At 70.6% G+C, this 23,681-nt stretch carries 29 protein-coding genes and 2 pseudogenes; 10 read left to right on the top strand and 21 right to left on the bottom strand.

Going from position 1 to position 23,681, the window contains the following annotated elements; translation table 11 throughout:
* Window positions 1-224: 224 nt before the first annotated feature.
* Window positions 225-398, top strand: a complete 174-nt coding sequence (locus RIU97_RS04920; protein WP_404953531.1) for a CsbD family protein — start codon at window positions 225-227, stop codon at window positions 396-398.
* A 214-nt stretch (window positions 399-612) separates the two neighbouring features.
* Here the strand turns inward: RIU97_RS04920 and RIU97_RS04925 are convergent, their stop codons facing one another.
* The 3 genes from RIU97_RS04925 to RIU97_RS04935 form a co-directional block, all read right to left on the bottom strand.
* A complete protein-coding gene (locus tag RIU97_RS04925; RefSeq protein ID WP_404953532.1) occupies window positions 613-2,202 on the bottom strand; it encodes a phytoene desaturase family protein in 1,590 nt (529 codons plus the stop codon).
* Window positions 2,195-2,647 (bottom strand): SRPBCC family protein, encoded by a 453-nt coding sequence (locus tag RIU97_RS04930; RefSeq protein ID WP_404953533.1) that lies wholly within the window; start codon window positions 2,645-2,647, stop codon window positions 2,195-2,197. The genes RIU97_RS04925 and RIU97_RS04930 overlap by 8 nt, the downstream gene beginning before the upstream one ends.
* 139 nt (window positions 2,648-2,786) lie before the next feature.
* Complete coding sequence (locus tag RIU97_RS04935) at window positions 2,787-3,176, bottom strand: hypothetical protein (RefSeq protein WP_404953534.1); 390 nt, start codon at window positions 3,174-3,176, stop codon at window positions 2,787-2,789.
* Window positions 3,177-3,493: 317 nt separating this feature from the next.
* On the opposite strand from RIU97_RS04935, the gene RIU97_RS04940 reads away from it, so the two are divergent.
* The 3 genes from RIU97_RS04940 (at window position 3,494) to RIU97_RS04950 (ending at window position 6,381) form a co-directional block, all read left to right on the top strand.
* Entirely contained in the window at window positions 3,494-5,254 is a 1,761-nt protein-coding gene (locus RIU97_RS04940; RefSeq protein WP_404953535.1) for a SpoIIE family protein phosphatase, read from the top strand.
* A gap of 116 nt (window positions 5,255-5,370) precedes the next feature.
* Window positions 5,371-5,796, top strand: coding sequence for a hypothetical protein (locus RIU97_RS04945; RefSeq protein WP_404953536.1), 426 nt, complete (start codon window positions 5,371-5,373; stop codon window positions 5,794-5,796).
* Window positions 5,797-6,012: 216 nt separating this feature from the next.
* Complete coding sequence (locus tag RIU97_RS04950; RefSeq protein WP_362854145.1) at window positions 6,013-6,381, top strand: PRC-barrel domain containing protein; 369 nt, start codon at window positions 6,013-6,015, stop codon at window positions 6,379-6,381.
* 62 nt (window positions 6,382-6,443) lie between these two features.
* On the opposite strand, the gene RIU97_RS04955 is transcribed toward RIU97_RS04950, so the two are convergent.
* The 8 genes from RIU97_RS04955 to RIU97_RS04990 all read right to left on the bottom strand — a co-directional run bounded on the left by RIU97_RS04955 (window position 6,444) and on the right by RIU97_RS04990 (window position 12,503).
* Complete coding sequence (locus RIU97_RS04955; protein ID WP_404953537.1) at window positions 6,444-6,803, bottom strand: STAS domain-containing protein; 360 nt, start codon at window positions 6,801-6,803, stop codon at window positions 6,444-6,446.
* The gene (locus tag RIU97_RS04960) at window positions 6,800-8,086 is read right to left on the bottom strand and encodes a PP2C family protein-serine/threonine phosphatase (RefSeq protein WP_404953538.1); all 1,287 of its coding nucleotides are present in this window, start codon (window positions 8,084-8,086) and stop codon (window positions 6,800-6,802) included. Before RIU97_RS04960 ends, RIU97_RS04955 begins: the two co-directional genes overlap by 4 nt.
* Entirely contained in the window at window positions 8,086-8,889 is an 804-nt protein-coding gene (locus tag RIU97_RS04965) for an alpha/beta fold hydrolase (RefSeq protein ID WP_404953539.1), read from the bottom strand. The genes RIU97_RS04960 and RIU97_RS04965 overlap by 1 nt, the downstream gene beginning before the upstream one ends.
* A gap of 77 nt (window positions 8,890-8,966) precedes the next feature.
* Complete coding sequence (locus RIU97_RS04970; RefSeq protein WP_404953540.1) at window positions 8,967-9,278, bottom strand: SCO5918 family protein; 312 nt, start codon at window positions 9,276-9,278, stop codon at window positions 8,967-8,969.
* A gap of 47 nt (window positions 9,279-9,325) precedes the next feature.
* Window positions 9,326-9,730 carry a CBS domain-containing protein gene (locus RIU97_RS04975; RefSeq protein ID WP_404953541.1) on the bottom strand — a complete coding sequence of 135 codons (405 nt, stop codon included), beginning with the start codon at window positions 9,728-9,730 and terminating at the stop codon, window positions 9,326-9,328.
* Window positions 9,731-9,776: 46 nt separating this feature from the next.
* A complete protein-coding gene (locus RIU97_RS04980) occupies window positions 9,777-11,297 on the bottom strand; it encodes a DEAD/DEAH box helicase (protein WP_404953542.1) in 1,521 nt (506 codons plus the stop codon).
* Window positions 11,298-11,564: 267 nt separating this feature from the next.
* Window positions 11,565-11,768, bottom strand: a complete 204-nt coding sequence (locus tag RIU97_RS04985; protein WP_399923613.1) for a cold-shock protein — start codon at window positions 11,766-11,768, stop codon at window positions 11,565-11,567.
* 384 nt (window positions 11,769-12,152) lie between these two features.
* The gene (locus RIU97_RS04990) at window positions 12,153-12,503 is read right to left on the bottom strand and encodes a MerR family transcriptional regulator (RefSeq protein WP_404953543.1); all 351 of its coding nucleotides are present in this window, start codon (window positions 12,501-12,503) and stop codon (window positions 12,153-12,155) included.
* A gap of 577 nt (window positions 12,504-13,080) precedes the next feature.
* Between RIU97_RS04990 and RIU97_RS04995 the strand changes: the two genes are divergently transcribed.
* Window positions 13,081-14,217, top strand: a complete 1,137-nt coding sequence (locus tag RIU97_RS04995; protein ID WP_404962757.1) for a phospholipase D-like domain-containing protein — start codon at window positions 13,081-13,083, stop codon at window positions 14,215-14,217.
* A gap of 147 nt (window positions 14,218-14,364) precedes the next feature.
* Here RIU97_RS04995 and RIU97_RS05000 read toward each other — a convergent pair whose 3' ends face one another.
* Complete coding sequence (locus RIU97_RS05000) at window positions 14,365-14,958, bottom strand: SixA phosphatase family protein (protein WP_404953544.1); 594 nt, start codon at window positions 14,956-14,958, stop codon at window positions 14,365-14,367.
* A gap of 102 nt (window positions 14,959-15,060) precedes the next feature.
* Complete coding sequence (locus tag RIU97_RS05005) at window positions 15,061-15,285, bottom strand: DUF6480 family protein (RefSeq protein ID WP_404953545.1); 225 nt, start codon at window positions 15,283-15,285, stop codon at window positions 15,061-15,063.
* 488 nt (window positions 15,286-15,773) lie between these two features.
* On the opposite strand from RIU97_RS05005, the pseudogene RIU97_RS05010 reads away from it, so the two are divergent.
* Both RIU97_RS05010 and RIU97_RS05015 read left to right on the top strand, forming a co-directional pair.
* A pseudogene (locus RIU97_RS05010) lies at window positions 15,774-15,967 on the top strand (plasmid stabilization protein); the annotation flags it as partial.
* Window positions 15,968-16,143: 176 nt separating this feature from the next.
* Window positions 16,144-16,944, top strand: a complete 801-nt coding sequence (locus RIU97_RS05015; RefSeq protein WP_404953546.1) for an SDR family NAD(P)-dependent oxidoreductase — start codon at window positions 16,144-16,146, stop codon at window positions 16,942-16,944.
* A 62-nt stretch (window positions 16,945-17,006) separates the two neighbouring features.
* Here the strand turns inward: RIU97_RS05015 and RIU97_RS05020 are convergent, their stop codons facing one another.
* Window positions 17,007-17,816: an alpha/beta fold hydrolase gene (locus tag RIU97_RS05020; RefSeq protein WP_404953547.1), complete on the bottom strand. Its 810-nt coding sequence runs from the start codon at window positions 17,814-17,816 to the stop codon at window positions 17,007-17,009.
* A gap of 292 nt (window positions 17,817-18,108) precedes the next feature.
* Between RIU97_RS05020 and RIU97_RS05025 the strand changes: the two genes are divergently transcribed.
* Window positions 18,109-18,654, top strand: a complete 546-nt coding sequence (locus RIU97_RS05025) for a type 1 glutamine amidotransferase domain-containing protein (protein WP_404953548.1) — start codon at window positions 18,109-18,111, stop codon at window positions 18,652-18,654.
* A 216-nt stretch (window positions 18,655-18,870) separates the two neighbouring features.
* On the opposite strand, the gene RIU97_RS05030 is transcribed toward RIU97_RS05025, so the two are convergent.
* The 4 genes and pseudogenes from RIU97_RS05030 to RIU97_RS05045 all read right to left on the bottom strand — a co-directional run bounded on the left by RIU97_RS05030 (window position 18,871) and on the right by RIU97_RS05045 (window position 20,507).
* Window positions 18,871-19,320 (bottom strand): SRPBCC family protein, encoded by a 450-nt coding sequence (locus RIU97_RS05030; RefSeq protein ID WP_404962758.1) that lies wholly within the window; start codon window positions 19,318-19,320, stop codon window positions 18,871-18,873.
* A 370-nt stretch (window positions 19,321-19,690) separates the two neighbouring features.
* Window positions 19,691-19,810, bottom strand: coding sequence for a hypothetical protein (locus tag RIU97_RS05035; protein ID WP_404962759.1), 120 nt, complete (start codon window positions 19,808-19,810; stop codon window positions 19,691-19,693).
* A gap of 134 nt (window positions 19,811-19,944) precedes the next feature.
* A pseudogene (locus tag RIU97_RS05040) lies at window positions 19,945-20,235 on the bottom strand (response regulator transcription factor); the annotation flags it as partial.
* On the bottom strand, window positions 20,232-20,507 hold the full coding sequence (locus tag RIU97_RS05045) for a sensor histidine kinase (protein WP_404953549.1): 276 nt from the start codon (window positions 20,505-20,507) through the stop codon (window positions 20,232-20,234). The pseudogene RIU97_RS05040 and the gene RIU97_RS05045, both read right to left, overlap by 4 nt.
* A gap of 10 nt (window positions 20,508-20,517) precedes the next feature.
* Here RIU97_RS05045 and RIU97_RS05050 point away from each other — a divergent pair, with 10 nt between their 5' ends.
* Both RIU97_RS05050 and RIU97_RS05055 read left to right on the top strand, forming a co-directional pair.
* Window positions 20,518-21,414, top strand: a complete 897-nt coding sequence (locus RIU97_RS05050) for an ABC transporter permease subunit (protein ID WP_404953550.1) — start codon at window positions 20,518-20,520, stop codon at window positions 21,412-21,414.
* 103 nt (window positions 21,415-21,517) lie between these two features.
* The gene (locus RIU97_RS05055) at window positions 21,518-22,081 is read left to right on the top strand and encodes a GNAT family N-acetyltransferase (RefSeq protein ID WP_404953551.1); all 564 of its coding nucleotides are present in this window, start codon (window positions 21,518-21,520) and stop codon (window positions 22,079-22,081) included.
* 7 nt (window positions 22,082-22,088) lie between these two features.
* Here the strand turns inward: RIU97_RS05055 and RIU97_RS05060 are convergent, their stop codons facing one another.
* The 3 genes from RIU97_RS05060 to RIU97_RS05070 all read right to left on the bottom strand — a co-directional run bounded on the left by RIU97_RS05060 (window position 22,089) and on the right by RIU97_RS05070 (window position 23,505).
* On the bottom strand, window positions 22,089-22,385 hold the full coding sequence (locus RIU97_RS05060) for a hypothetical protein (RefSeq protein ID WP_404953553.1): 297 nt from the start codon (window positions 22,383-22,385) through the stop codon (window positions 22,089-22,091).
* 350 nt (window positions 22,386-22,735) lie between these two features.
* A complete protein-coding gene (locus tag RIU97_RS05065) occupies window positions 22,736-22,924 on the bottom strand; it encodes a hypothetical protein (protein ID WP_404953555.1) in 189 nt (62 codons plus the stop codon).
* Window positions 22,925-22,929: 5 nt separating this feature from the next.
* Window positions 22,930-23,505 carry a DUF5994 family protein gene (locus tag RIU97_RS05070; protein WP_404953557.1) on the bottom strand — a complete coding sequence of 192 codons (576 nt, stop codon included), beginning with the start codon at window positions 23,503-23,505 and terminating at the stop codon, window positions 22,930-22,932.
* Window positions 23,506-23,681 lie beyond the last annotated feature (176 nt).

Below are 23,681 nucleotides of genomic sequence, written 5' to 3' on the forward strand. Positions count from 1 at the left end.
CCGAACGGCCCGGTCGACCTCTACGTCCCAGGCGTGTCGGCCCTCACGGCGGGCGCGAGGCCCTGGGCACGCAGCTCCTCTCCGGACCTCTCCGGCATGCCGTTCGGCGTCCCGCCCGGCCGACCGGATGCCGGGCGTGGTCTCGCCCCGCACGTTTGCCCGCCGCGATCCGGGCCAGACGCGGAGAGCAAGGCAGTTTCCACACCCCCAGGGAGTGATCAGCTGTGTCAGAGGACGAGAAGGGCCGGGCCAAGGCCGAACAGGCCGAGGGCAAGCTCAAGGAAGCGGCCGGCCGTCTGGTGGGCAACGAGCGGCTGACCGCCGAAGGCCGCGCCGAAGGGGCGAAGGGCGATGCCCGCCAGGCGAAGGAAAAGATCAAGGACGTCTTCAAGCGGTGACCTGACCGCGCCGCAGCGTGCCTCGGTCCCGGACCCGCCAGGGGTTCGGGACCGAGGCACGTCCCGTCCGGACGCACCGGCCGCCACCGGCGGGAGCGACTCGGCCTTCGTCGCCGACGCTGGACGCCGAGGACGTCCGAGCACGCATCCACACGAGCGACATGTACGGCGGATTCGCCGCGGGTTCGGCGGGGAGGCGGCCGGCCAGGGCGGTTCAGACGCGTTGCGCGCCGTGGAGGAGGGCATGGAGCCCGTGGGATCGCAGGGCGGCTCCGGCGGCGTTCGCGCCCGGGGCGCCGTGGACGCCGCCGCCGGGGTGGGCGGCTGCGGAGGCGAGGTAGAGGCCCTTGACAGGGGTCTCGGGCCTCCCGGTGCCGGGGGTGGGGCGGAAGATCGCCTGCTGGTGGAGGGCGGTGGTGCCGTTGTTGATGGCGCCGTTGTGGAGGTTCTCGTTCATGGCCTGGAGGGTGGTGGGGGCCAGGATCCGGCGGGCGCCGATCAGCCTACGGAAACCGGGTGCGAACCGTTCCACCTGGGCCTCGATGCGGTCGGCCATGGCTCCCTGTTCCCGGGCGTCCCAGCGGCCGGTGATGCCGTCGGGGCCAGCGTCGGAGGTGATGCGCTGCGGGAGGTGGGTGTAGGCCCACGCCGATTCCGTGCCGGCGGGTGAGCGGCTGGGATCCGCCGTGGTCATCTGACCGAACAGGGCGAACGGCTCGTCGGGGACCAGTCCCATGGCGATCTGCGAGGCGAACCGGGTCAGGCCGTCGACGCCGTCGGCCACGTGGACCGTGCCCGCCCCGGCGGCTTGCGGCGCCGTCCACGGCACCGGGCCGGTCAGCGCCCAGTCGACCTTGAAGGTCGCGAAGTCCCACTGGAAGCGTTCCAGGTCCCGCAGGAGGCGGGACGGGAGGTGTTCCTCGCCCACGAGGTCCCGGTACAGGGCCGGTGCGGACGTGTCGGCCAACACGGCCCGGCGCGCGTCGACCGTCTCCCCGCTCGCGGTTTCGACCCCGACCGCCGTGCCACCGCGTACGACGACGGACGTGACGCGCTCCCCGCAGCGCAGGACGCCCCCGCGGCGGCGGAGGCGGCTCACGAGCGCCGCGGACAGGGCGCCGGCCCCGCCGACGGGCACCGGGAATCCGTGGCTCTGTCCGAGCATCGACATCAGCCAGCCGAATCCGCCGCTGCCGGCGGTCTCGGGGGCCATGTCGGCGTGCAGGGCGCTGCCGGCCAGGAGCAGCCGCCCGCCCGCGCCGCGGAACTCCTCCTCGCCCAGCCGGCGAACGGGCAAGGCCATGTTCCGGGCCCACCGCAGCCCGCCGGCGGTCCGCAACTTCGCCGCCAGCCGGACGCCGGACCGGACCGGAGGGAAGGGAGTGAACAGGGCTTGGACCAGGTCGGGACCGACGCGGCTCCACACCCGGTACATCTCCCGCCAGGCGTCCCCGTCGGGCGCCGCGAACCCCGCCAGCCCGGCCGAGGTGGCTTCCACGCGACGCTCGAGTACGGCGCACCTGCCGTCCTTCAACGGGTGCGCCAGTACGGACGGGGCGTGGCTCCACCGCAGGCCCTCGGCGGCGAGGTCGAGGCGGGCGAGGACCGGGGAGGCCGCAGATAGGGGGTAAAAGGCGCTGAACAGATCCGAGACGTAGTCGGGGTGGACGCCGCGGTCACTACGGACCGCACCTCCGGGCTCCGGCTGTGCCTCCAGGACTTCCACGCTCCACCCCGCGTCGAGCAGAACGTTCGCGGCCACCAGCCCGTTCGGGCCCGCGCCGATCACCACCGCGTCAGGCATGGCGAGCCCCGGCATGGTTCCGTTCCACGACGTCGGCCAGACGGGCGAGCATGCCGCGGTGCCGGAGCTGGAGCAGGGCTTCGACGGCGGGGTTGTGAAGGGTGCCGCCGATGCCGCGGAGGGGGTGCTCGTCGCAGACGACGAGGGTCTCCTCGCCCCACGGCCGGAGCTGGAGGAAGATCCTCGCGGTGCCCAGTGCCTTGAACGACGCTTCCAGTTCCAGCTCCCGGCCGGGTTCCCGGTGGCGTACGGTCGTCACCCCTTCGGTCGACCAGGGCCCCAGCCGCACGGTGTAGCGGAGCCGGGATCCGACGTCCGGCCAGGCCTGATCGAGCGGTGTGGACTCGGACGGGCCCACCACCCACTCCCCGTACAGGGTCGGATCGGCGAGCACGGACCACACCGCCTGCGGGGCCCGATGAATCAGCTGGTTTCGGACGGCCATGAGAGAGTCCTTCCACCGGACGGTGTGCCGGGACCGCGAGCGCTTCCCCCTCGGCCTGCGGTCTCCTGGCCGGCGGACGGTGACCCGGATCGGTGGGCGAAGGCCCTTCGCCGTACGGAACGCCGCGCCCCCACGCCGGCTACCCGCCGCTGCGCTTGCCGGGCGGGTCCTGCGGGTCCACGCCCGTGGAGGCGGAGGCATCCTTCGTTCCGCTGGGACGCTGCGACCGGCCCCTGGGGCCCAGGTCGTGCATGCCCTTCTCCCCGGATCCCTTGCTCTGGTCCTCCCCCCGTGTGCCCTTGCTCTTCACCGGTTCGCCGTGGGGGTTTCCGGACTCTTCCTTGGAAACCGTCCGGCCGGCCCCCTTGTCCGGGGCGTACTCGTCCGGATGGAAGGAACGGTGGGCGCTCGGGTTGTCCTGCTGACGGGTCTCGTCCACATCCGGCGACCAGCCGTGCTGCTTGGTGCCCTCGTGGCGACTCACACCCTTGCCGTGGGCGGGCTGGGACGGCTTCGGCTGCTTGGTCATGGCGTGGCCTGCTGTCTGTCTCGGGATGGGCGCACCGGTGCGAGCGCCTCTACCGCTGGTTCTGCCATCGTCCCACCGTTCGTCCATGCGGTCGCGTCGGCTCCAGAGGGCTCGGTGACCAGCAGCAGGGCCACGTCGAGGTCGGCCCATGACCGGCGAAGCAGGTCTCCGCTGGCCTACGATGCCGTTGAGGGCTTCGGGACAGCGCAACCGGAGGGCAGATGCCGGAACAGGGCCGGGAATCCCGAGCGGACCCGGGCAGCGCACAGCGGCGGGCCGTGAAGCTGGCCGGTCTTTCGGCAGCTTCCGATGCCGGAATGGACCGGTTCGCCCGGCTGGTTTCACGACTGCTCCGCGTGCCGGTGTCCTTCGTTTCGCTGGTCGAGGAGGACCGGCAGGTCCTGCCCGGACTGTTCGGTCTGCCGGAGCCCTGGGCGGGGAGCCGGGCGCTGCCGCTGTCGCATTCCCTCTGCCGTTACGTGGTGGCCTCCGGGCAGCCCCTCGTCGTGCCGGACGCCCGCGCCGACGAGCGGCTCGGGACCCATCCGGCCGTCGCGGACCTCGGGGTCGTCGCGTATGCCGGAATGCCGCTGACCGACGCCGACGGCCTGGTCCTGGGCTCCCTGTGCGCCATCGACCATCAGCCACGGACGTGGGGTGACGGCGAGCTGGCCGACCTGGAGGATCTGGCCGCGGCCTGCTCCGCCGAGCTGCGTCTGCGCATCCTGTCGGCCCAGGGCCGATCCGCGCAGCAGGTGCTGGAGACCGCGCGGGCCGCCGCCGAACACGCCAGAAGCGACGCGCAGCGTCTGGAAAGGGAGGCTCAAGCCGGCATGGACCATGCCGAGCTGCTGTTGCGGGCGTCCGAGGAGCTGGCCCAGACGTCCGGGCTGGAGGACGTCCGGCGACGAGTGCGGGACCTCTTCGTCGGCGCCGGCAAACCCTCCTACGTGGGCCTGCTGGTCGCCGACAAGGACGAACTGCACCGGGTTGCCGACCCTGACATCGAGAATTCGGTGGAACGGGAGGTCCTCACGCTGCCCGTGAACGCAGCGTTCCCGAGCACCCGGGCCATGCGGGAACGGCGGGCGGTTTTCGTGCCCGACCGTGAGGCGCTCGTCGCCGGCTACAGCCCCGAGGCGGTCGGCTTCTTCGACCGCATGGGCTTCACCACCGTGCTGTGCCTGCCTCTCTGGGGCAGCCGGGCCCTGTTGGGCGTACTCGCGGTCTGCTGGGCCAAGCGGCACGAGGTGGGCGTCACCGAGCGGGCCACCCTGACCGCCGCGTCCGGTTACATCGCGCAGGCGGTGGAGCGCGCCCTCTACCTCGACGAACGCGTCTCCGTGGCCCGGCAGCTCCAGGAGGCCATGCTCACCGATCTTCCCCTCACCGACCGCGTCGAGATCAGCGCCCTGTACCAGCCGGCCGTGGACGGCGAAATGATCGGTGGGGACTGGTACGACGCCTACCGGCTGCCGTCCGCCTCGCCCGGCGGTGAGCCCGGAGCACTCATGGTCACGGTGGGCGACATCACCGGCCACGACATGCACGCCGCCACGATCATGGGCCAGATCCGCAGCATGCTGCGGCAGGCCACGCTCGACCACCCCCCGTACAGCCCTGCCACCGCGCTGACCGCCCTCGACGCAGCCTGCTCGGTCCTGCCGATAGACGCCAGCGGCACCCTGGTCCACGCCCGCCTCGACCTCGCCGAAGGCGGTTCCGGCTCGACGCTGACCTGGTCCAACGCCGGCCACCCACCGCCGCTGCTCAGTACTCCCGACGGCCGGGTGACCACCCTGGTGGAGCACGACATCCTCCTCCACCGGGGCCTCGGGCCGTACCACCGCACCGAGGCCCGGCGCGACCTTCCCCCCGGCTCAACGCTGTTGTTCTACACCGACGGGCTCATCGAACGCCGCGGCCACGACATCGATGCCTCCATCGCCCAACTCGTCGCCCTGCTCGCCCGCCACGGTGACCGTCCGCTGCCCGAGCTGCTCCACCGGATCAGCAACAGGCCGGCGGACCCGGCTCCCGGAGACGACGTCGTCGTGCTGGCGCTGCGCGTCCCCTGACGGCGCTTCCGGAGGACAAGCGGAATGTCCTCCGTATTGGCTTGACGGTTCACAGCCGGGGTAGGCGCCAGGCGTGTCCGGCGGCTTGTCCGGGCGCGGATCCAAGGAGCAGTTCCATGATTCTCATCCTCGGACTCATCCTTCTGATCGCCGCTCTCGTCGTCGGCTTGGCCGGAATATTCGGGAATACCGGCGCGGGGCACGATCTCGGCGCCGGCGGCGATTTCTCGATTTTCGGCTACCACGCAACCGGCTCGACCGGATCGCTCTTCCTGAGCGGGATGATTGTGGGAGCCGTAGCCCTCCTGGGTCTGACTCTGGTCATCATGGGCGCCCGTCGTTCGGCCCGTCGCTCGGCGCGGGCCCGACGGGAAGTCGGCACATCACGCCGTGAGGCCGCCGCCGTCGACCGCGAGCACGAGCGCGAGCGCGACGATCTGATCGAGCAGCGCGACGACGCCCGCACCGAGACAGGAGCTCCGGGTGCCGACGCCCCCCGCGGTCGGGGCCGCTGGTTCGGCCACCGAACCGCGCATCGCTGAAGGCGGCGGTCCCCCGGGGCAATCCCCCGACCCGGTCAGCGTCCGGACTCGGCACTCGGCCGGTCCCGCATACGATCCGGGTGCGTGAAACGGTGAACGGGGGGCAAGCGAAATCCAGGCGGAACGCACGACCGCCGCGGATGACGTACGGAACAAGAAGGATCGGCGGAGAAGCATTTCCCCGCCGTCCTCCATTGACCGAGGAGTTGTTTTCGCGTGACTGAACATGTGTGGAGTTACAAGTCGACGTCGGGCCACCTGGCCGGTACGGACCTGACCGGCTACAAGGTCGAGGCGACCGACGGCAGCATCGGCAAGGTCGACAAGCACTCCGACGAGGTCGGTGACGCCTACCTGGTCGTGGACACCGGCGTATGGATCTTCGGCAAGGAGGTCCTGCTGCCGGCGAGCACGGTCGTCAAGGTCGACCCGGAGGACAAGAAGATCTTCGTCGACCGCACCAAGGAACAGATCAAGAACGCCCCCGAGTTCCACCGGGACAAGCACCTCGGCGACACCGGATACCGGGAAGAGCTGGGCACCTACTACGGCACCGGCGCCCCCTTCGGCGGCCGCCCCGCCTGATCCCGTTCCCGCATGATGACGCCGGTCCCGGCACCCTCTCCTGGGTGCCGGGACCGGCGTCGTCAGGGACATCCGTTGGTCGGTCGGTGAGTTGTGGCCGTGTCGACGTCGGCGTGGACGGTGAACACCCTGTCGAGGCCGACGATGCGCAGGATGCGGATCGTGTTGTCGGGGACGGCCGCCAGGGCCATCTCAGCCCGGGCGGCGACGGCGTGGTTGCGGGCGACGATGAGGGCGGTGATACCGCTGGAGTCGCAGAACTGTACCTGGGAGAGGTCCAGGACGAGGCGTTGTCCTGGTTCCAGGCTGAGGGCTGTCACGGCCTGTCGAAGGCGGGGGGCGTGGTCGAAGTCGAGGTCGCCGGCGATTTCCAGTACGGGGCCGGTGGTGGCGTCTCGGGTGGTGATCGTCAGGGCGCTCATGTCAGATCGTGCTCTCGCGCAACGGGGGCGGGATGTGGCACGCCGAGGGCGAGCAGAGCCGTGTCGTCGTCCAGGCCTTCGCCGAAGCCGTCCAGGAGACCGGTGAGGGCGGTGATCAGCTCTTGCGCCCCTGCAGGGGCGAGGCCGGCGGTGAAAGTGCGCAGGGCGTCTTCGCCGTAGAGCTCACGCTTCGTGCCGACGCGGGCTTCGGTGAGACCGTCGGTGTAGAGGAGGAGGGAATCACCGGGGCCGAGTGTGGTCTCGGCGGGGATGAAGCAGGGGTCGGGCAGGATTCCGATGAGGAGGCCGCCGGGGGTGGGGAGGTAGTCGGCCCGGCCGTCGGCACGCACGACGAGCGCGGGGGGATGGCCGCCGGAGGCCAGCTGCACGGCCACCGTTCCGGCGGTGGCGTCCGGTTCCAGAATGCCGAAGATCGCGGTGCAGTAGCGCGGGTCCCCGTTCGTGAACCGCTCGTGCAGCACGGTGTTCAAGGTGGTCAGCGCCGCTATGGGGTCGGAATCGTGGAGGGCCGCGGCGCGCAGGGTGTAGCGGGTCAGGGACGTCACCGCGGCGGCCTGGGGGCCTTTGCCGCAGACGTCGCCGAGGAAGAACGCCCAGCGCTTGTCGTCCAGCGGGAACAGGTCGTAGAAGTCTCCGCCGAGCCGGTCGACGGAGGCGGTGTGGTAGTACGAGGCCGCTTCCATTCCGGGCACCGCGGGCAGGTCGGCGGGAAGCAGGCTCTGCTGGAGCACCGCGAGTGCTTCGCGCAGCCGCTCCCTGTCCGCCTCGGCCTGCCGGCGTGCTTCCTCCGCCACCTGACGCTCGCGCAGCAGTTCGCCTTCGTAGGCGCGGCGCTGTCGTGCGTCGAAGACGGTGGTGCGGATCAGCGTCGGCTCGCCGTCGCCGCTTGTCTTCACGCTGGAGGTGACCAGGACCGGGAGGCGCCCGCCGCCCGACGCCTTGAGTTCCAGCGCTATCTCGCTGATCTTTCCCTGCATCCGCAGGAGCGGCGCGAAGTGCGTCTCGTGGTAGAGCTTGCCGCCGATCGTGAGGAGGTCGGTGAAGCGTCTACGGCCCACGACTTCCTCGCGCGTGAGGCCGAGCCAGTCCAGGAGCGTTCCGTTGATCCTGGCGATGGTGCCGTCCATCAGGGTGGACAGGTAGCCGCAGGGGGCGGATTCGTAGAGTTCCTCGGCGGTGTCCTCCAGCAGGGAGGAGAACACCGCGTCGGTAGCGGACTCTTCGCCCCCGGGCCGTTCAGGGTTGTGGGCGGTGCGACCCATCACCGTAGCTCCCGCAGGAACGCGCGGATGGCTGACGTGGTGGCCTCGGGAGCGCTCAGCTGGGGGCAGTGGCCCGTTGCGTCCAGGGTGATCAGGCGGCTTCCGGGGATGGCCGTGTGGACGTAGCTGCCGACCTCTCGCGGCGCGATCACGTCCTGGGCGCATTCCAGTACCAGCGTCGGTACGCCCACCGACTTCAGGTCGTCACGGCTGTCGGAGAGGAACGTGGTGCGGGCGAAGACGCGGGCGATGGCCGGATCGGTGGCGCAGAAACTGTTGGTCAGCTGCTCCGCCAGTTCCGGGCGTTCGGGGTTGGCCATGATCACCGGAGCCATCGCGGCCGACCAGCCGAGGTAGTTCGACTCGAGCGACTCCAGCAGCTCGTCGATGTCCTCGGCACTGAAGCCTCCGCGGTAGCTGTCGTCGTCGACGTAGCAGGGGGAAGGGCCGACCATGACCATGGAGGAGAACCACTCGGGGGCGGTGGCCGCCGCACGTACCCCGATCATCGCGCTGACCGAATGCCCGACGAAGGCCACGTCCCGCAGGTCCAGGGCTTCGCACACCTCGACCACGTCGCGGGCGTAACCGTCCAGCGACCCGTAGCGTTCGGCACTCCAAGCGGACGCGTCGGAGCCGCCCGACCCTACGTAGTCGAACAGGACCACTTGGAAATCCTCGGCCAGCGCCGGGGCCACCAGGCCCCACATGTTCTGATCACAGCCGAACCCGTGCGCCAGCATCACCACGGGCCTGCCGGGTGATCCGCTGACCTTCACGTTGTTCCTGCGGAGGATATTCATCCGGTCATCCTGTTCATTGGTCTGGAGCGTCAGCGCTGCCGACGCAATCGGGGGTCGGCTCACGCCGGTCCCGTCGGTCAGACGGTCACCGGGGCGCCGAGCATCAAAGATGCCTGCTGTAGCGGACTGAGGACGCGCGTGGGCGCGGCGGCCCGGGGAAGGCCGCGGCAGGTGAAGCCGAGCTGGGCCATGGCCCGGAGGACTTCGCCTGCGCTGAAGTCGCGGCGGTCCTGGCGGGTGATGACCTGGCCGACCTGCTTGACGGGGTAGGTGCGGCGGCCGATGATCACGGACTCGCCGAGGACCTGTTCGGGCTTGACGCCCTTCATCGATTCCAGGACGCCGCTCTTGGTGAGGTCGAAGGGGAAGCGGGCGATGACGCAGCGCATGAAGCCTCACAGGGAGAAGGGGGAACGGTCCGACCGAGGGGGGCGGTTCAGCGTGCGAGGGCGAGGACGCCCAGGGCACTGCCTTGTTCGTCGACCACGGGCAGGGCATCGAGCCGGCGGTAGCGCATCGCGTGCTCGGCCTCGGCCATCGCGGTGAGAGGCGAGGTGAACGGCCCGCGGTCACCGAGGACCTCGCGCAGCCGGACTCGGTCCGTGTACGCGTCGCCGTCACGGACTGTGGCGAGCTGAGCCGGGGTTACCAGCCCGGCGCACAGGCCGTCCTCGTCGCAGACCAGCAGATGTCCCGCACGGGCGCTGGCCATGACGGACAAGGCCACTTCGACCGTCATGTCGTCACAGACCTGCGGCCCTGCGGCCTCCATGGCATCGACCACCGCCTGGGGCACAGGGTTGGCACTCACCGAGCGGGGTTGCATCTGGACCAGCGTCAAAACGTGCCTCCTGCAGAGATGGGTCAGTTTCCTGAACACGTGGTTCTCAGGCCGCCGCCGCGTTGAAGGCGGACTGGCGCCCGTCCACGCGCCGGGCCGCCGAAGCGGGACCGCGCCGTCCGCGGGAGGAACGCGGGCTGCGCCCGGTCCGCTCCGCCTGCGGCGCGGTGATGGTGACCGGGATGCCGGAGGGGGCCTGGGCGCCGGTGATGCGGCTCAGTGCCTCCTCGCCGGAGCGGACCTGGGTGGTCTGGGGGACGATGCCGGCGGCGACCATGAGGCGGGTCATGTCGCGGCGCTGGTTCGGCGTGACCAGGGTGACGACGCTGCCAGACTCGCCGGCGCGGGCGGTACGGCCGCCGCGGTGCAGGTAGTCCTTGTGGTCCGTGGGCGGGTCCACGTTCACGACGAGGTCGAGGTTGTCGACGTGGATCCCGCGCGCCGCGACGTTGGTCGCCACCAGCACCGTCACGTGCCCGGTCTTGAACTGGGCCAGGGTCCGGGTGCGCTGGGGCTGCGACTTCCCGCCGTGCAGGGCTGCCGCGCGTACTCCGCTGTTGAGGAGGTCCTGGGTGAGGCGGTCCACGGCGTGCTTGGTGTCGAGGAACATGATCACCCGGCCCTCGCGCGCGGCGATCTCCGTCGTCGTCCGGTGCTTGTCGGCGCCGTGGACGTGCAGTACGTGGTGCTCCATCGTCGTGACGGCGCCCTGGGAGGGGTCGACGGAGTGGACCACCGGGTCGGTCAGGTAGCGGCGCACGAGCAGGTCGACGTTGCGGTCGAGGGTGGCGGAGAAGAGCATCCGCTGGCCCTCGGGGCGCACCTGGTCGAGCAGGGCGGTGACCTGCGGCATGAAGCCCATGTCGGCCATCTGGTCGGCTTCGTCCAGGACGGTGATCGCGACCTGGTTCAGCCGGCAGTCGCCGCGGTCGATGAGGTCCTTGAGCCGTCCGGGCGTCGCGACGACGACCTCGGCGCCGCCGCGCAGCGCACCCGCCTGCCTGCCGATCGGCATCCCGCCGACGACGGTGGCCAGGCGCAACTTCACCGAGCGGGCGTAAGGAGTGAGCGCGTCGGTCACCTGCTGCGCCAGCTCACGGGTCGGTACGAGGATCAGGGCGAGGGGCTGGCGGGGCTCGGCGCGCTGCCCGGCGGTGCGGGCCAGCAGCGCGAGGCCGAAGGCCAGGGTCTTGCCGGAGCCGGTGCGCCCGCGGCCCAGTACGTCACGGCCCGCCAGGGTGTTGGGCAGGGTGGCGGCCTGGATCGGGAACGGCACGCTCACGCCCTGCGCGCCGAGGGCGGCCAGCAACTCCCCGGGCATGGCCAGGTCGACGAAGGCCTCGACGGCAGGGAGGGCAGGAGTGATCGTCTTCGGCGGGGCGAACTCGCCCTGCACCGCGGCGGGCCGCCGGCCGTTGCCGCCAGAGCGGCTCGGACCGCCCGAACGGCTCGGCGCGGAGGAACCGAAGCGGCTGCCCCGGCCGGAACCGGCGGCGGAACCGAAAGCGGGGCCGCCGGTGCGGCTGCGGGTGCGAGCGGAGCGGTTGTTCGTACGTACGGGGTTCATTCAGAACCTTCCTTGATACGGCGCGCATCAAGGAATTCCGGCAGCAGAAGAACAGCGCGGGAATCGCAAGAACGGGCCGAATGGAATGCGAACCCGGCTCACATGGAATGCAAGACCTCGACTGGTGCAGCTGCGAAGCGGTCTGCACCCCGGGAGCGGTTCGTGGGTGGGGCGGGCACACCGCGGGTGAAACCCTGCGGGAGATGCCTGCAGCTGGGGCCCGCACCCCGAAGGATGCGGGCCCCAGCTACGAAGTGCGCGTCAGCGTCAGGCGGGAACGATGTTCTCGGCCGTCGGACCCTTCTGGCCCTGCGCGATGTCGAAGGTGACCTTCTGGCCTTCAGTCAGCTCACGGAAGCCCTGGGCGGCGATGTTCGAGAAGTGGGCGAACACGTCAGCGCCGCCACCGTCCTGCTCGATGAAGCCGAAACCCTTTGCCGCGTTGAACCACTTCACGGTGCCAGATGCCATTTCAATCTCCTTTGGGGCAGTACACCAGCATCCGCACTGTACGGACACCGTGTCGCCGCGATGATGCCCCGCCCGGAAAATGACCCGGAAATACAAAGCACTCCCATATGGCACGAGGGCCGGCGGGAGGTACTTGAAGTTTTGGGAACCACGACTGCAACTGAGATCGACAATAGCATGCCGTAGCGGTCTGCGTGCGAAAAGCAATTCATCCTGGTCGCTGCGGCAAAAAGCCTCTCCGCATGGACCGCTAAATCCTTACATCGCGGTGACAGATATTGGCAGCCCGGGCGCAACGCTTTTTCGAACAGAGAGAAAAAGGAGCACCCACCACGTCGGCACGCGCGGGTGCGCGGCCCGCCGCAACCGGCGGGCCCGCTCACCTCAGACGGCGGTCGGCGGACCGGACGACCCGGCGGCGCGGCGGTACTCGGCGTTGAGGCGCTGGGCTTCCTCGAGCTGGTCCTCGAGGATGACGATGCGGCAGGCGGCCTCGACGGGGGTTCCCTGGTCGACGAGTTCCCGGGCACGGGCCGCGATGCGCAGCTGGTAGCGGGAGTAGCGGCGGTGGCCGCCCTCGGAGCGGAGCGGCGTGATCAGGCGCGCTTCGCCGATGGCACGGAGGAAGCCCGCGGTGGTGCCGAGCATCTCTGCGGCGCGGCCCATGGTGTACGCGGGGTAGTCGTCGTCGTCCAGGTGGCCGCCGAGCGGGCCTGTCGGATTCTCTGCTGTCATTGCACCTCTCTCTGAAACACGTGGAGGGGCCCTGGTGCCGTACGGCACCAGGGCCCCGAGGAAACTTCTACACCATCTGCCGGCAGCAGTTCCGAGCCGGCCTTCTGTTTCAGCATGCCCGACTTGAACACCGCTCACGGCGGCCCCTGCCCGGCAGTTCGTCTCTGCCGGGTCCTGCTGTCTCTCTGGGCTACGAGAGAAATCGTACCCAGACCACCACTCAATGTCTACTCTGGCCAGCATAGATTTTCGCGTGTTCGGCGGTGGGGATCGGCCTCGAACAGCAACGGTGGCAGGCGGCAAGACCACACCGGGCAGCCTGCGGGCGGGCATCGGCCCCGAGGGAGCGGCGCCGCGGCCTGCTGCTCAGCGTCCTCACCGCGTGACGAGGGGAGACCCGCGCCCACTCCCGGTCTGCGGCTGTGTACAGTCGGCTCGCCCCGGCGGTTGCCGGACGTGCGGGGCGGTCGTCCCCGACCGGTCAGGTGGAGTCATGACGAATGCAACCAGCGGGACGCGACCGTCCGGCGGCACGACCGTCGGCCCGGTGCTGTCGGTGGCCGAGCGCAAACAGCGGATGCGTCGCCGCCTCGAGCGGCTGATCGGCATCGCCGCCACCGAAGGAAACTCGCTGCTTGCCCTGCGCAACGGGGACGAGATCTTCACGGCGATGCTGGACAGCATCCGCGCCGCCGAACACACCGTCGACATGATGACGTTCGTGTACTGGCGCGGCGAGATAGCCCGGCAGTTCGCCCAGGCATTGGCGGACCGGGCCCGCGCGGGCGTCCGGGTACGGCTGCTGCTGGACGGCTTCGGCAGCCGGCTCATCGAGCAGGACCTGCTCGATCTGATGGAGGACGCCGGGGCCGACGTGGCGTGGTTCCGCAAGCCCCTCTACCTCTCCCCGCTCAAGCAGAACCACCGCTGCCACCGCAAAGTGCTCGTCGTCGACGAACAGACGGCGTTCACCGGCGGAGTCGGCATCGCCGAAGAATGGTGCGGCAACGCCCGCAACGAGAACGAGTGGCGCGACACCCACGTCCGGCTGCGCGGGCCCGCCGTGGACGGCGTTGCCGCCGCTTTCGCACAGAACTGGGCCGAGTGCCACGACACCCTCTTCGACGACCGGGACCGCTTCACCGGCCACACGCCGCAGGGCGAGGCAGTGGTGCAGGTGGTCCGGGGCTCGGCCAGCATCGGCTGGCAGGACATGCAGACCCTGATCCGGGTCGCCATCGAATCCGCCCAGCAACGCTTCCGCTTGTCCACCGCCTACTTCGCCCCGGACGCCTATTTCATCGAGCTGCTGTGCGCAGCAGCACGCCGGGGCATCGAGGTCGAGATACTCCTGCCCGGCCCCCACACCGACAAGCGCGTCTGCCTGCTGGCCGGCCAGAACTTCTACGCGGACCTCCTCGCCTGCGGGGTGAGGATATTCGAGTACCAGCCGACGATGATGCACGCCAAGGTCATCACCGTCGACCGGATCGCGGCACTCATCGGCTCCACCAATTTCAACCGTCGCTCCCTGGACCACGACGAAGAGGTCATGCTCGCGGTCCTGGACGAAGACTTCACCGCAACCCTGGACCGCCACTTCGACGAGGACCTGCAGGCCAGCGAGCAGATGGATCCGGCGCGCTGGAACCGCCGCTCGACAGTGCAACGGCTGCGAGAGCTCGCTGTCATCCCCATCCGCCGGTTCCTGTGACCACCGCACGGTGCCGCGAGGCGCCCACGTTCCGCCGCCGCCCGTAGCAGAGCCGGACTTCCGAATTCCGAGTACGTCTTCGCCTCGTCTTGGACGCGGTACCCGGTCGTCGAGGAGCCCGGCGCCATCAGCGAACCCGGCGCGTGATCACTGGTCAGACAGAGCCTGGTGGGCGGGTGCCCAGAACGCAGTCAGGTGGCCAACGTGACCATCGGCCGGGGTCAGGTCCTCCCACCCGCCCGGAAGGTCCACCACCACGACGCCCGACGTCGGGAGCTCTTCCCTCAGCCGTTCCAGCAGGTCCGGCGGGCCGGTGCCGCACAGCGACGTGGCCAGCTCGTGGATGCCCGTGTTGTGGCCGACCAGCATCACGTGGCTCAGCCCCGCTCCCTGCTCCGCCAGTACGGTGGCCAAGGCGTCCGGGGCCGCGTCGTAGAGCCTCTCGTCGTATACGGCGGGCGGCACGTCCGGCAGGGCCGGGGCGATCAGCTCCCATGTCTCCCGCGTCCTTCGGGCCGGGGAACACAACACCAGATGGGGCTCGAAGCCCGATTCGGCGAGCCAACGGCCCGTCTCCGGCGCATCAGCTCGTCCGCGGTCGCTCAGGGAGCGTTCGAAGTCCTCGGCGACGTGCTTGGGCACGGCCTTCGCGTGGCGGACCAGCAGCAATCGACACCCTGCCGCTGAGGCCGCCGAGTCGGAGGACGAGGACGTCGCGTGTGGCGCGGGACCTGAGGACATGATCATCTCTTTCGCCGCAGGACGGGTTCACGGCCACTTGCCTGCCCTCGTTCGGCCGCGTCTGTTGCGGATCCGGCGGTGCCGGGCTCCCGTCGGTGCCGCTCAGATGTCCAGCATGATGGCGTAGGCGAGGAAGAACAGGGCGCAGACCAGGGCCAGCAGGCAGATCAGCAGGAGGGGGCCCTTGGCCCAGCCGCGGGTAAGGGGGCGGTACGGACCCGCACCGGAGCCGGTGCTCGACTCGCCGGGCGGAGTCTCGCCCGGCGGTACCCCGCCGTACGGTCGGGGCGTGTTCCGCGGGCCTGGGTCGGGAACGTGTGCGGACATGTCTGCCTCCTCGCCGCGAAGGCCGGACCCGCCCTTCCGGCAGGTCGGCCGGGGCTGTCCGGCGCCTACCCGCCGCCTGGCGGCCCACTCCTCGGGACCGCCCGGTCAGACCCGGATCCGAGGCGGCGGGCTCCAGCGGGTTGTTGATGGCGGCCCCCTCGGCCGGAGGTTCGGACAGGACCGGCCGCCGAGGTCGGTGCTGCCATCCGGTGCTGTTTCGAGCCGACGGGTGGCCCGGGCGCGGGCCGAACCCTCAGCCGCGACGGCCGGTGTGGGGCTCCTGCCGGATCGGGGGGTTCCGGTGACCGCCGAGGCGTCGTGCATGCCGTCCGCGTCTTTGGCGTCTGCCTTTCATGGCCGCCGGCCCACCCCGGAGCCACGCGACCCGGCCGTCGTACAGGTCTGCCAGGAGTCCTGCCAGACCTCCGGCACCGCCAGGTCCGTGGCCGCCACCGTGCCGGAGCGGGCGTACGCCCTGCCCGACGGGAAAGGAGAGCGCCGAGCAGCGCGGTGAAAGCACCAAGCGCGCCGCGGAGATCGCAGCGCGCGCCGTCAACAAGGAGCGCGCCCGTCCCGGAGGGGACCCACCAAGGAGCAGCTCTACAACGAGGCCGAGCAGCGGGGCATCGAGGGCCGCTCGAGGATGGAAAAGGCCGAACTCAGGCAGGCCCTGGGCCGCTGAGCCCGGACGGGGCGGCTGCTGCCGACGGGCATGCGCCGGCCCGACTCCGGCCCCGCCCCGGCCGCGGCCGCGGCCCGGCCGACGCCCCTCTACGTGGACGGGTCGTGACCGGGTGGGGGCCTGGGTCCCCGGCCCCGCCCGGGCGTGGGCTGTCCCGGTGAGGGTAGGCGCCGCGTATGAACACTTTGCGTCCGTTGGCCGTCGTCACCGGCGCGTCCAGCGGGATCGGTTTTGAGCTGGCAAGGGAGGCCGCGGTCCACGGCCACGACCTGATCATCTGCGCCGAGGAGCACGCGATCCAGGACGCGGCCGCCCGTCTGGAGGTTCACGGGGTGGAGGTCCGTGCGGTCCAGACGGACCTCGGCACGCCCGCGGGCGCCGAGACCCTCGTCCGGCAGGTACGGGCCCTGCGGCGGCCCATGCGCACCGTGGTGCTCAACGCCGGGATCGGCCACGGCGGCGCCTTCCTGGACGCCGACCTCGCCGACCTGACCCGTGTGATCGATCTCAACATCACCTCGACGGTCCATCTGTGCCGGCGGCTGCTGGAGGATCTGGTGGCTCAGGGCGAAGGGCGGCTCCTCATCACGTCCTCGGTCGCGGCGGAGATCCCGGGTCCGTACCACGCGGTGTACAACGCCTCCAAGGCGTTCCTGCGCTCCTTCGGGTTGGCGCTGCGCACCGAGCTCCGCGGTTCGGGTGTCACGGTCACCGTGCTGATGCCCGGGCCCACGGACACCCGCTTCTTCGTACGGTCGGGCCTGCTCAGCACGCGGCTCGGCCGTTCGCGGAAGGACGATCCCGCCCTGGTGGCCCGACAGGCGTACGAGGCCTTGGTCTCCGGCCGCGCCCAGGTGGTGGCGGGCTCGCTGCACACCCGGGCGCAGGAGCTGGCCACGCACGCCCTCCCCGAACGTGCGAAGGCCACCCTTCATCGCCGGCTGGCCGAACCGGGCGGCAGCAGGAGCCACCTCTGAGGAATCAGACGGTCGCCGCCGCAGCGCCGCGCCGGACAGGGCACCGGGCCCGTCCACCCAGGTCAGGGTGACGCCACCAGGAACTCCGCGATGCGTTCGCCCCAGGTACGGATGTCAGCGCGGGTCTCCGAAACGTGCAGTGCCGCCCCGGGCAGCAGCCCCGCCAGCGTCCGCGCGGTGGACAGGGGGTGACCGGGATCGTCCGCCCAGGCGAGGATCAGAGCCGGCAGGCGCAGACCCGCGATCTGCGCGGGCGACGGCAGATCGGACCGGGCGAGGCCGCGCAGAACGGCCGGCAGGATCGGTTCCGCGGGTGTCGGCGGGAACGCGGGGACGTCGGACACCGCCGCGGGCGGCTGCCGCCGCCTGCCGGCGAGCCAGGCGCCCAGCCCCTCGCGCGTGACCATCTCGGCAGCGCTCCTGTTGGCCCGGGCGTACGCCTCCCGGGTCGTCCATGCCGTCGGGGGGATGAGCATGACCAGACGGGAGAACCTCTCGGGCTCCCGGACCGCCGCGTGCAGCACGCTGCCGCATCCCATCGAGGCCCCCATGGCATCGACGGCCCGGCCGGCGCCGAGATGGTCGAGCAGGGCCAGCAGGTCGTCGGCGAGGGAAGGGTAGGTGTACTCGGAGGGCGACCGCCCGCCCGTGGACCTTCCGTGCGCCCGCGCGTCGTATCGGACCAGTCGTCGCCCGGCACGCAGGACGGGCGCCCAGTCGAAGAGTCCCATCCGGTCCTCGACGGACTGGCTGACGAAGCCACCGTGGGCGTACACGGCCAGCGGCCCTTCACCGGCGTCGTCGAAGACCAGGCGTGCGCCGCGATGGACGAAGTGCCCTTCCTTGACGACGTGTCGTCGCTCTGGCGTCATGGCGGTCGTTCTTCCAGGAGCCCTCAGTCGATCGTACGACCGGCCAGCCCCGAGGCCGCGCTCCGTCACTTGGCACCCGCACCTGCTCATCCGACGGACCGGGCGGGCGTCAACGGCGCTCGGGCGCGGACGGATCTGCCGCGCTCCGGTTCAGGACCGCCGGCCGGGGAAGGCGCGCAAGGACCGAGTCGAACGCCGGACGCGAGCCGGTGCGGCATCCGCCGAGCCTGCTCCGATGCGGCAGCGGCGGTCCACAGGGGTGACCGACGCCCCGACGAAGGGAGTGAGCGCCATGCGCATCGCGTTTCTGACCGCTCCGGAGGGTGTGGAGGAGGTCGAGCTCACCGTGCCCTGGAAGGCCGTCGAGACGGCCGGCTGGATCCCGCAGCTGGTATCGACCGAGCCCGGACGGGTGCAGGCGTTCAATCACCTCGACAAGGCGAACACCTACCCCGTCGACCACCTGCTGGCCGGCGACACCTCGGACGCCTTCGACGCGCTCGTGCTGCCGGGCGGTGTCGCCAATCCGGACACACTGCGCATGAACGACCGGGCCGTCGGCTTCGTCCGGAACTTCTTCGAGACGGGCAAGCCGGTCGCGGCGATCTGCCACGCGCCCTGGACCCTGATCGAGGCCGACGTCGTACGCGGCAGGACACTCACGTCGTGGCCCAGCCTGGCGACCGACATCCGCAACGCGGGAGGCACCTGGGTCGACGAGGAAGTGCAGGTGTGCCGCGCGGCTCCGGCGACGCTCATCACCAGCCGCAAGCCCGATGACCTCGACGTCTTCTGCACCACGCTCGTGAAGGAGTTCACCCTCGCGGCGCAGGCCTGACGGCACGGTGCCCGTCCTGGAGCGGGGGTTGTGGTGTCGTCGGCCTCGCCAGGGATCTCGTCCCGTGCGGACGCCTCGGGCAGCTCTCGCGCGGCGGGTCCAGGGGCTTCCCCGTGCACCGTTCGGCGGCCGCCGCGCCGTGTACTGCGCGGCGGCCGCCGGGTCATTCCTTCACCCGGCGCGCGGCCTTGCGGGGCTGCGGGTCCGGGCTGCGGGTCAGACCTGGCCCCGCCACTGGCCGGTGGCTGAGCCGCGGTCTTCGATGAAGTGCTTGAAGCGCTTCAGGTCGCCCTTGACCTGCCGGTCGACGAAGCCGAGCTTGTCGCCGATGTTCTCCGCCATCCCCTCGGGGTCGAAGTCCATCATCAGCGTGACCTGCGTGTGGGTGGGATCGATGGGCCGGAAGGTCACCAGGCCTGACTGATCGCTCTCGCCTCCCACGGTCACCCACGCCACCTTGGTATCCGGGATCTGCTCCGTGATCTCCGCATCGAACTCCCGCTCGACACCAGCGATCTTCGTCACCCAGTGCGTAAGCGTGTCCGTGCGCTGCTCGATCCGTTCCACTCCGTCCATGAACTCCGGGAACGACTCGAACTGCGTCCACTGGTCATACGCCGTACGGACCGGGACGTCGACCTCGATGGATTCCTTGACCTGCGACATGCCTGTCTCCTTCGGTCTGGTTATGGCGGCGGGAAGACGGCCGTCTCGGACGTGCCCGGCCTCCCGCGAGAGCACCGCATCCGTGCCCTCTTGCCGCGCGCCTGCCCCGGCAACAAGGCAGTGACTCCCCGAACGAGCCACTTCCCAGAGCAGGCAGCCCCCAGCAGTCGCGGCCTGGGCGAAACCCTGAAAGGGCTGGTACCGGAGCGACCAAAACCCAGCGATATGGCACAACGCGTGTCGCGGTCCCTGCCGGGCGGGTTGCGCCCAGGGGGCTGTGTCAGAACGCTCGGGCGTGCGTACCGCGAAAGCGCCGTCGCGGTACTCCACGACGAGCTCGGGTTCCCCGCCGGGCGCGGCGCCCCGTCCCTCAGCGGGACGGCGACACCAGTCCTGCCTCGTAGGCTGCGATGACGAGGTGGACGCGGTCGCGGGCGCCCAGCTTGGACAGCAGACTCGCGACGTGAGCCTTGGCGGTGCCGGGGCTGATGTGGAGTGGGTCGCGAGTTCGGTGTGGGACAGGCCACGGCCGACGAGAGTGAGCACCTCGCGTTCTCGCGCGGTGATGGCGGTGAGGAACGCGTCAAGATCCATGTCCTTGACGAGAAAGCCGCTCGCTCCGGCCCGCAGGGAAGCGTGGACGTGGGTGTCGCTGTCGAAGGTGGTGAGGACGACGATCCGGGCCTCCGGGGACTCGGCGGTGATCATCTGCGTGGCTTCGATGCCGTCCATCCCGGGCATTCGGATGTCCATGACGACGATGTCGGGGGCGAGTTCTCTGGCCAGGGCGACCGCCTGTGACCCGGTCTCCGCCTCTCCGATGACGTCCATGCCGGGTGTGCTGTCGATGACCATGCGCAGGCCGGTGCGGACCAGGGGCTGGTCGTCGGCGAGGAGGACGCGGATCGTCGTCATGGCGCCTCGGTGGGGGGTAGGGGGAAGCGGGCAGCGACCTGGTAACCGCCCTCCGGGCGCGGCCCGGCGGTGAAGTCGCCGTCGAGGAGGGCGACGCGCTCCCGCATGCCGCGGATCCCGTAGCCGGTCTCGGTTCCGGCCGCACCTCGGGGGCTGCCGGTGTCCGGGTGGCCGGGGCCGTCGTCGACGATCTCGACGGACAGATCGCGGGGGCGCCAGTCGACCGTCACCCGGCAGTGCCGGGCGTTCGCGTGACGCACCACGTTGGTCACGGACTCCTGTATGACGCGGAACGCGGACCGGTCGACGGCTTCGGCCAGTCCACGTAGTTCCCCACCGTGCCGCACCTCCACGTGCACTCCCGCATGCGCCGTCGTCGCGACCAGCCGGCTGAGGTCGGCGACCCGTGCCCGTGCCCGTGCCCGTGCCCTGTGGTCCCTGCGCTCCGCCCGCTGGGTCCTCGGGCTCGGCGTGCTGATGCTGATCGGGCTCGCCGTGCAGAGCAGCCTCGACACGTACGACAACTGGCCGGACTTCGGCCCCCAGGAGAGATCCCACTACGACCCGATGAGCGAGGCGCTCAGCGGCGCCGGCGTCGCCCTCCTCATGATCGGCGCGGGCACGCTCGGGGCCCTGACGATCGTCGGCGAGTACGCCTCCGGCCTGATCCGCACCACGTTCACCGCCGTACCGGCCCGGCACCGGGTGGTACTGGCCAAGGCGTTCGTCGTCGCGGCCGTCATGCTCGCCGTCGGCATGGCCGTCTCGTTCACCACGTTCGTCGTGAGCCAGGCCATCCTGTCGGGCCGCGACATCGGCATCTCGCTCGGTGAGCCCGGCGTCCCGGGCGTCCTCGCGGCGAACGCGGCACTCGCGCCCGTTTCGGCCCTGGTGGGCATGGGCGTCGGCGCACTCCTGCGGCACACCGCCCTGTCCGTCGTCTCGGCCTGCGGCGTACTCGTCGTACTACCGGGCTTCTTCAAACCGCCCGTCCGTCAATGGGCGAACGAGCTGTTCGGCTACTTCCCCTACTACGGCTGGCGCAGCTGCCTGTCCCAGCTGCACCCCCAGGAGGCCGCGGCCCTGCCCTCCGCCGCCGAGGCTTGGACGGGCTTCATGCTGTGGCCCCCACTCGCAGTGGCGCTCACCCTGGTCGTCGTGCGGCGGCGCGACGTGTGAACGTTCTCCGGCATTCTGAGCAAACCTGCGGCCGGCAGCCCTATTTGGTCTGTCGGCCGCAGCGATGGGGCGCTGTGGATCTTCAGCTGCCAGGATCAGTGACATGCCTTTCTCCTCGTCTTCGTCTTCGTCTTCGTCTTCGAACCCTGGCCCTTGGCCCGTTTCGCTGAGCACGGACCGACTTGTCCTACGCCCGATCGAGCGCGGTGACGTCACTGCCCTGTCTCGGCTCTGGACCGACGCTGAGGTGCGCCGCTATCTCGGTGGGCCCGTGGCCGGGGAGACACTCCGTGCCCGCGAGGAGGGGTGCGTCGCGGCCTTCGGCGCGTTCAGCGTGGTCCTGACCACGGACATGTCCGTGGTCGGTCTGGTGTCGGTCGAACCATGCTCGCGCCGGGGCGGCCGGACAGAGGTGTCGTATCAGCTGCTGCCGGAGCACTGGGGCTGCGGATACGGCCGCGAGGCGGTCGTCGCCGCGGTGTCCTGGGCCCTGAACGAAGTCACGTCCCAGCGGCCTGAGGTAGTCGCCGTCACCCAGAAGGCCAACGAGCGTTCCCGTCTGCTGCTCGAGTCCATCGGGATGCGACTGGTCGACACCTTCGTGGAGTGGGACGCAGCGCAGGTCATGTACTCCACCGACCGAGCGGGTGTACCGGCCCGGCATTGAGAGGGTGCTATCCGCGGTCAGCGGCCGATGGCGGCCCCGTCCCTTCCTCCTCTGCCTCCATGCGCCGTATTCCCTCGTGGGTGAGAGTGACCATCGCGGGAGTGTTGCCCGGCTCCCAGTCGACGGTGATCAGCCCTTCGCCCGCCAGGTAGGTGCAGGCGGCGGCCAGATCCTGTTCCGGCACGTGGAGGTCGCGCCGCAGCTGTGCCCCGGTGATGCCGAGGAGGCGGTTGCCTTCGACGGCTTCGTACAGGACCCGGAGCACCTGATCGCGGTAGGTCTTGCGTTCGCGCAGTGTGGCCATGACCGCGTCCTTTCGTGTATGCGGTGGGCTCCAGAGCCGGTCGGGGCTTCTCAGATCTCGTCGGAGTGGGCGCCGCTGCCGGCGGGGGTCCTCCTGGCTGCCAGCCAGGTGCGGACAGGGCCGGCGGGGGTTGCCGTGTCCACGGTGAGGTGGAGGCGGGGGTTGCCGTGTCCACGGTGAGGTGGAGGCGGGTGTTGCCGTCGAGGGCCGGGTAGCTGCGCTGTTCCGCGCCTGCGAAGCAGCGGCGAAGCGCCTCCGGGACCGCTCGGGCGCCTTCGGGGCGGGAGCCCGGCGGGTCGGGACGCCGTGGCGCCCCGACCGCTGCCCCCGGTCGGAGGAAGGTCTGTTCCTCACCGGTCGGCACCCGTGTGGTGGGCTCGACGACCGGTGTCGTCCGGCAGGCCGGGAGGCCTCGGCAGGGGGTCGCTGAAGTGGTAGGCCTCTATCCGCGCGTCGTGCTGGGCGTTCAGCAGGTGGATCCAGCGCATTCCGATGCCGATCACGAGGATGATCACCGCGATGAGGACGATGGTCTCCACGGAGCTCACCTCCAGCCCTTTCCGGGCAGCGGCAGGGCGGACCGGCCCATCGGGTTCCCGAAGGGGGACATGCAGGCCCCGCCTTCGCCCTCCCAGGCGGCTTCCCGGCGGCGGGCGTCGCGGATGCCGCGCCCGATGACGGTCTCGTTGGCCATCAGGACGTCGGCGGTGAGGACGCTGCCCGGGACCGCGGCGGCGGCCATCAGCCGGGCCGCGGCTACGGGCTCGGTCTCGGGCGGGATCACCAGGAGGTCCCAGCGGCCGACGGTGTAGGAGAGCAGGATCAGCTTGTCGGGGTCCTGCTCGGTGAACCAGCCCACGTGCAGCATGCGCCCGGCCACGGCAACCGTGTGCGGTACGACCGGCCAGCGGGTGGGGTTCACGGTGACGCGGGTGATGCGCCCCCAGGGCTCGTCCAGGGCGGCGGCCAATGCCGGGAGCTCGGCTTCGAGGTCACGGGAGCGCGGCCACCAGGCACCGTCCAGCTGACCTGCGAGGGTGGTCTTCGGAGTGAGGGACAAGCGTGCCGGGAGCTCTGCGGCGAGGTCGCGGGGCGCGGTCCGGTCGAGGATGGTGGTCATGGTGCGGACCTGCCCCCGGGCTGCCCGTCGGTAGCCCGGTTTTTAGGCGATCGCCGGAAACGACACCCGCGTGAAAGCCGGTGTGCGAAGTACTTCCGGTGCTTCAACTGTACGCCTGTTCAGCGAGCTATGGCCGGTCTGACCAGTGTGTTTCCCGGCGGGTGGTGGAGCGCGCG

This window comes from Streptomyces sp. 147326 (genome assembly GCF_045000215.1).
GTDB lineage: Bacteria > Actinomycetota > Actinomycetes > Streptomycetales > Streptomycetaceae > Streptomyces.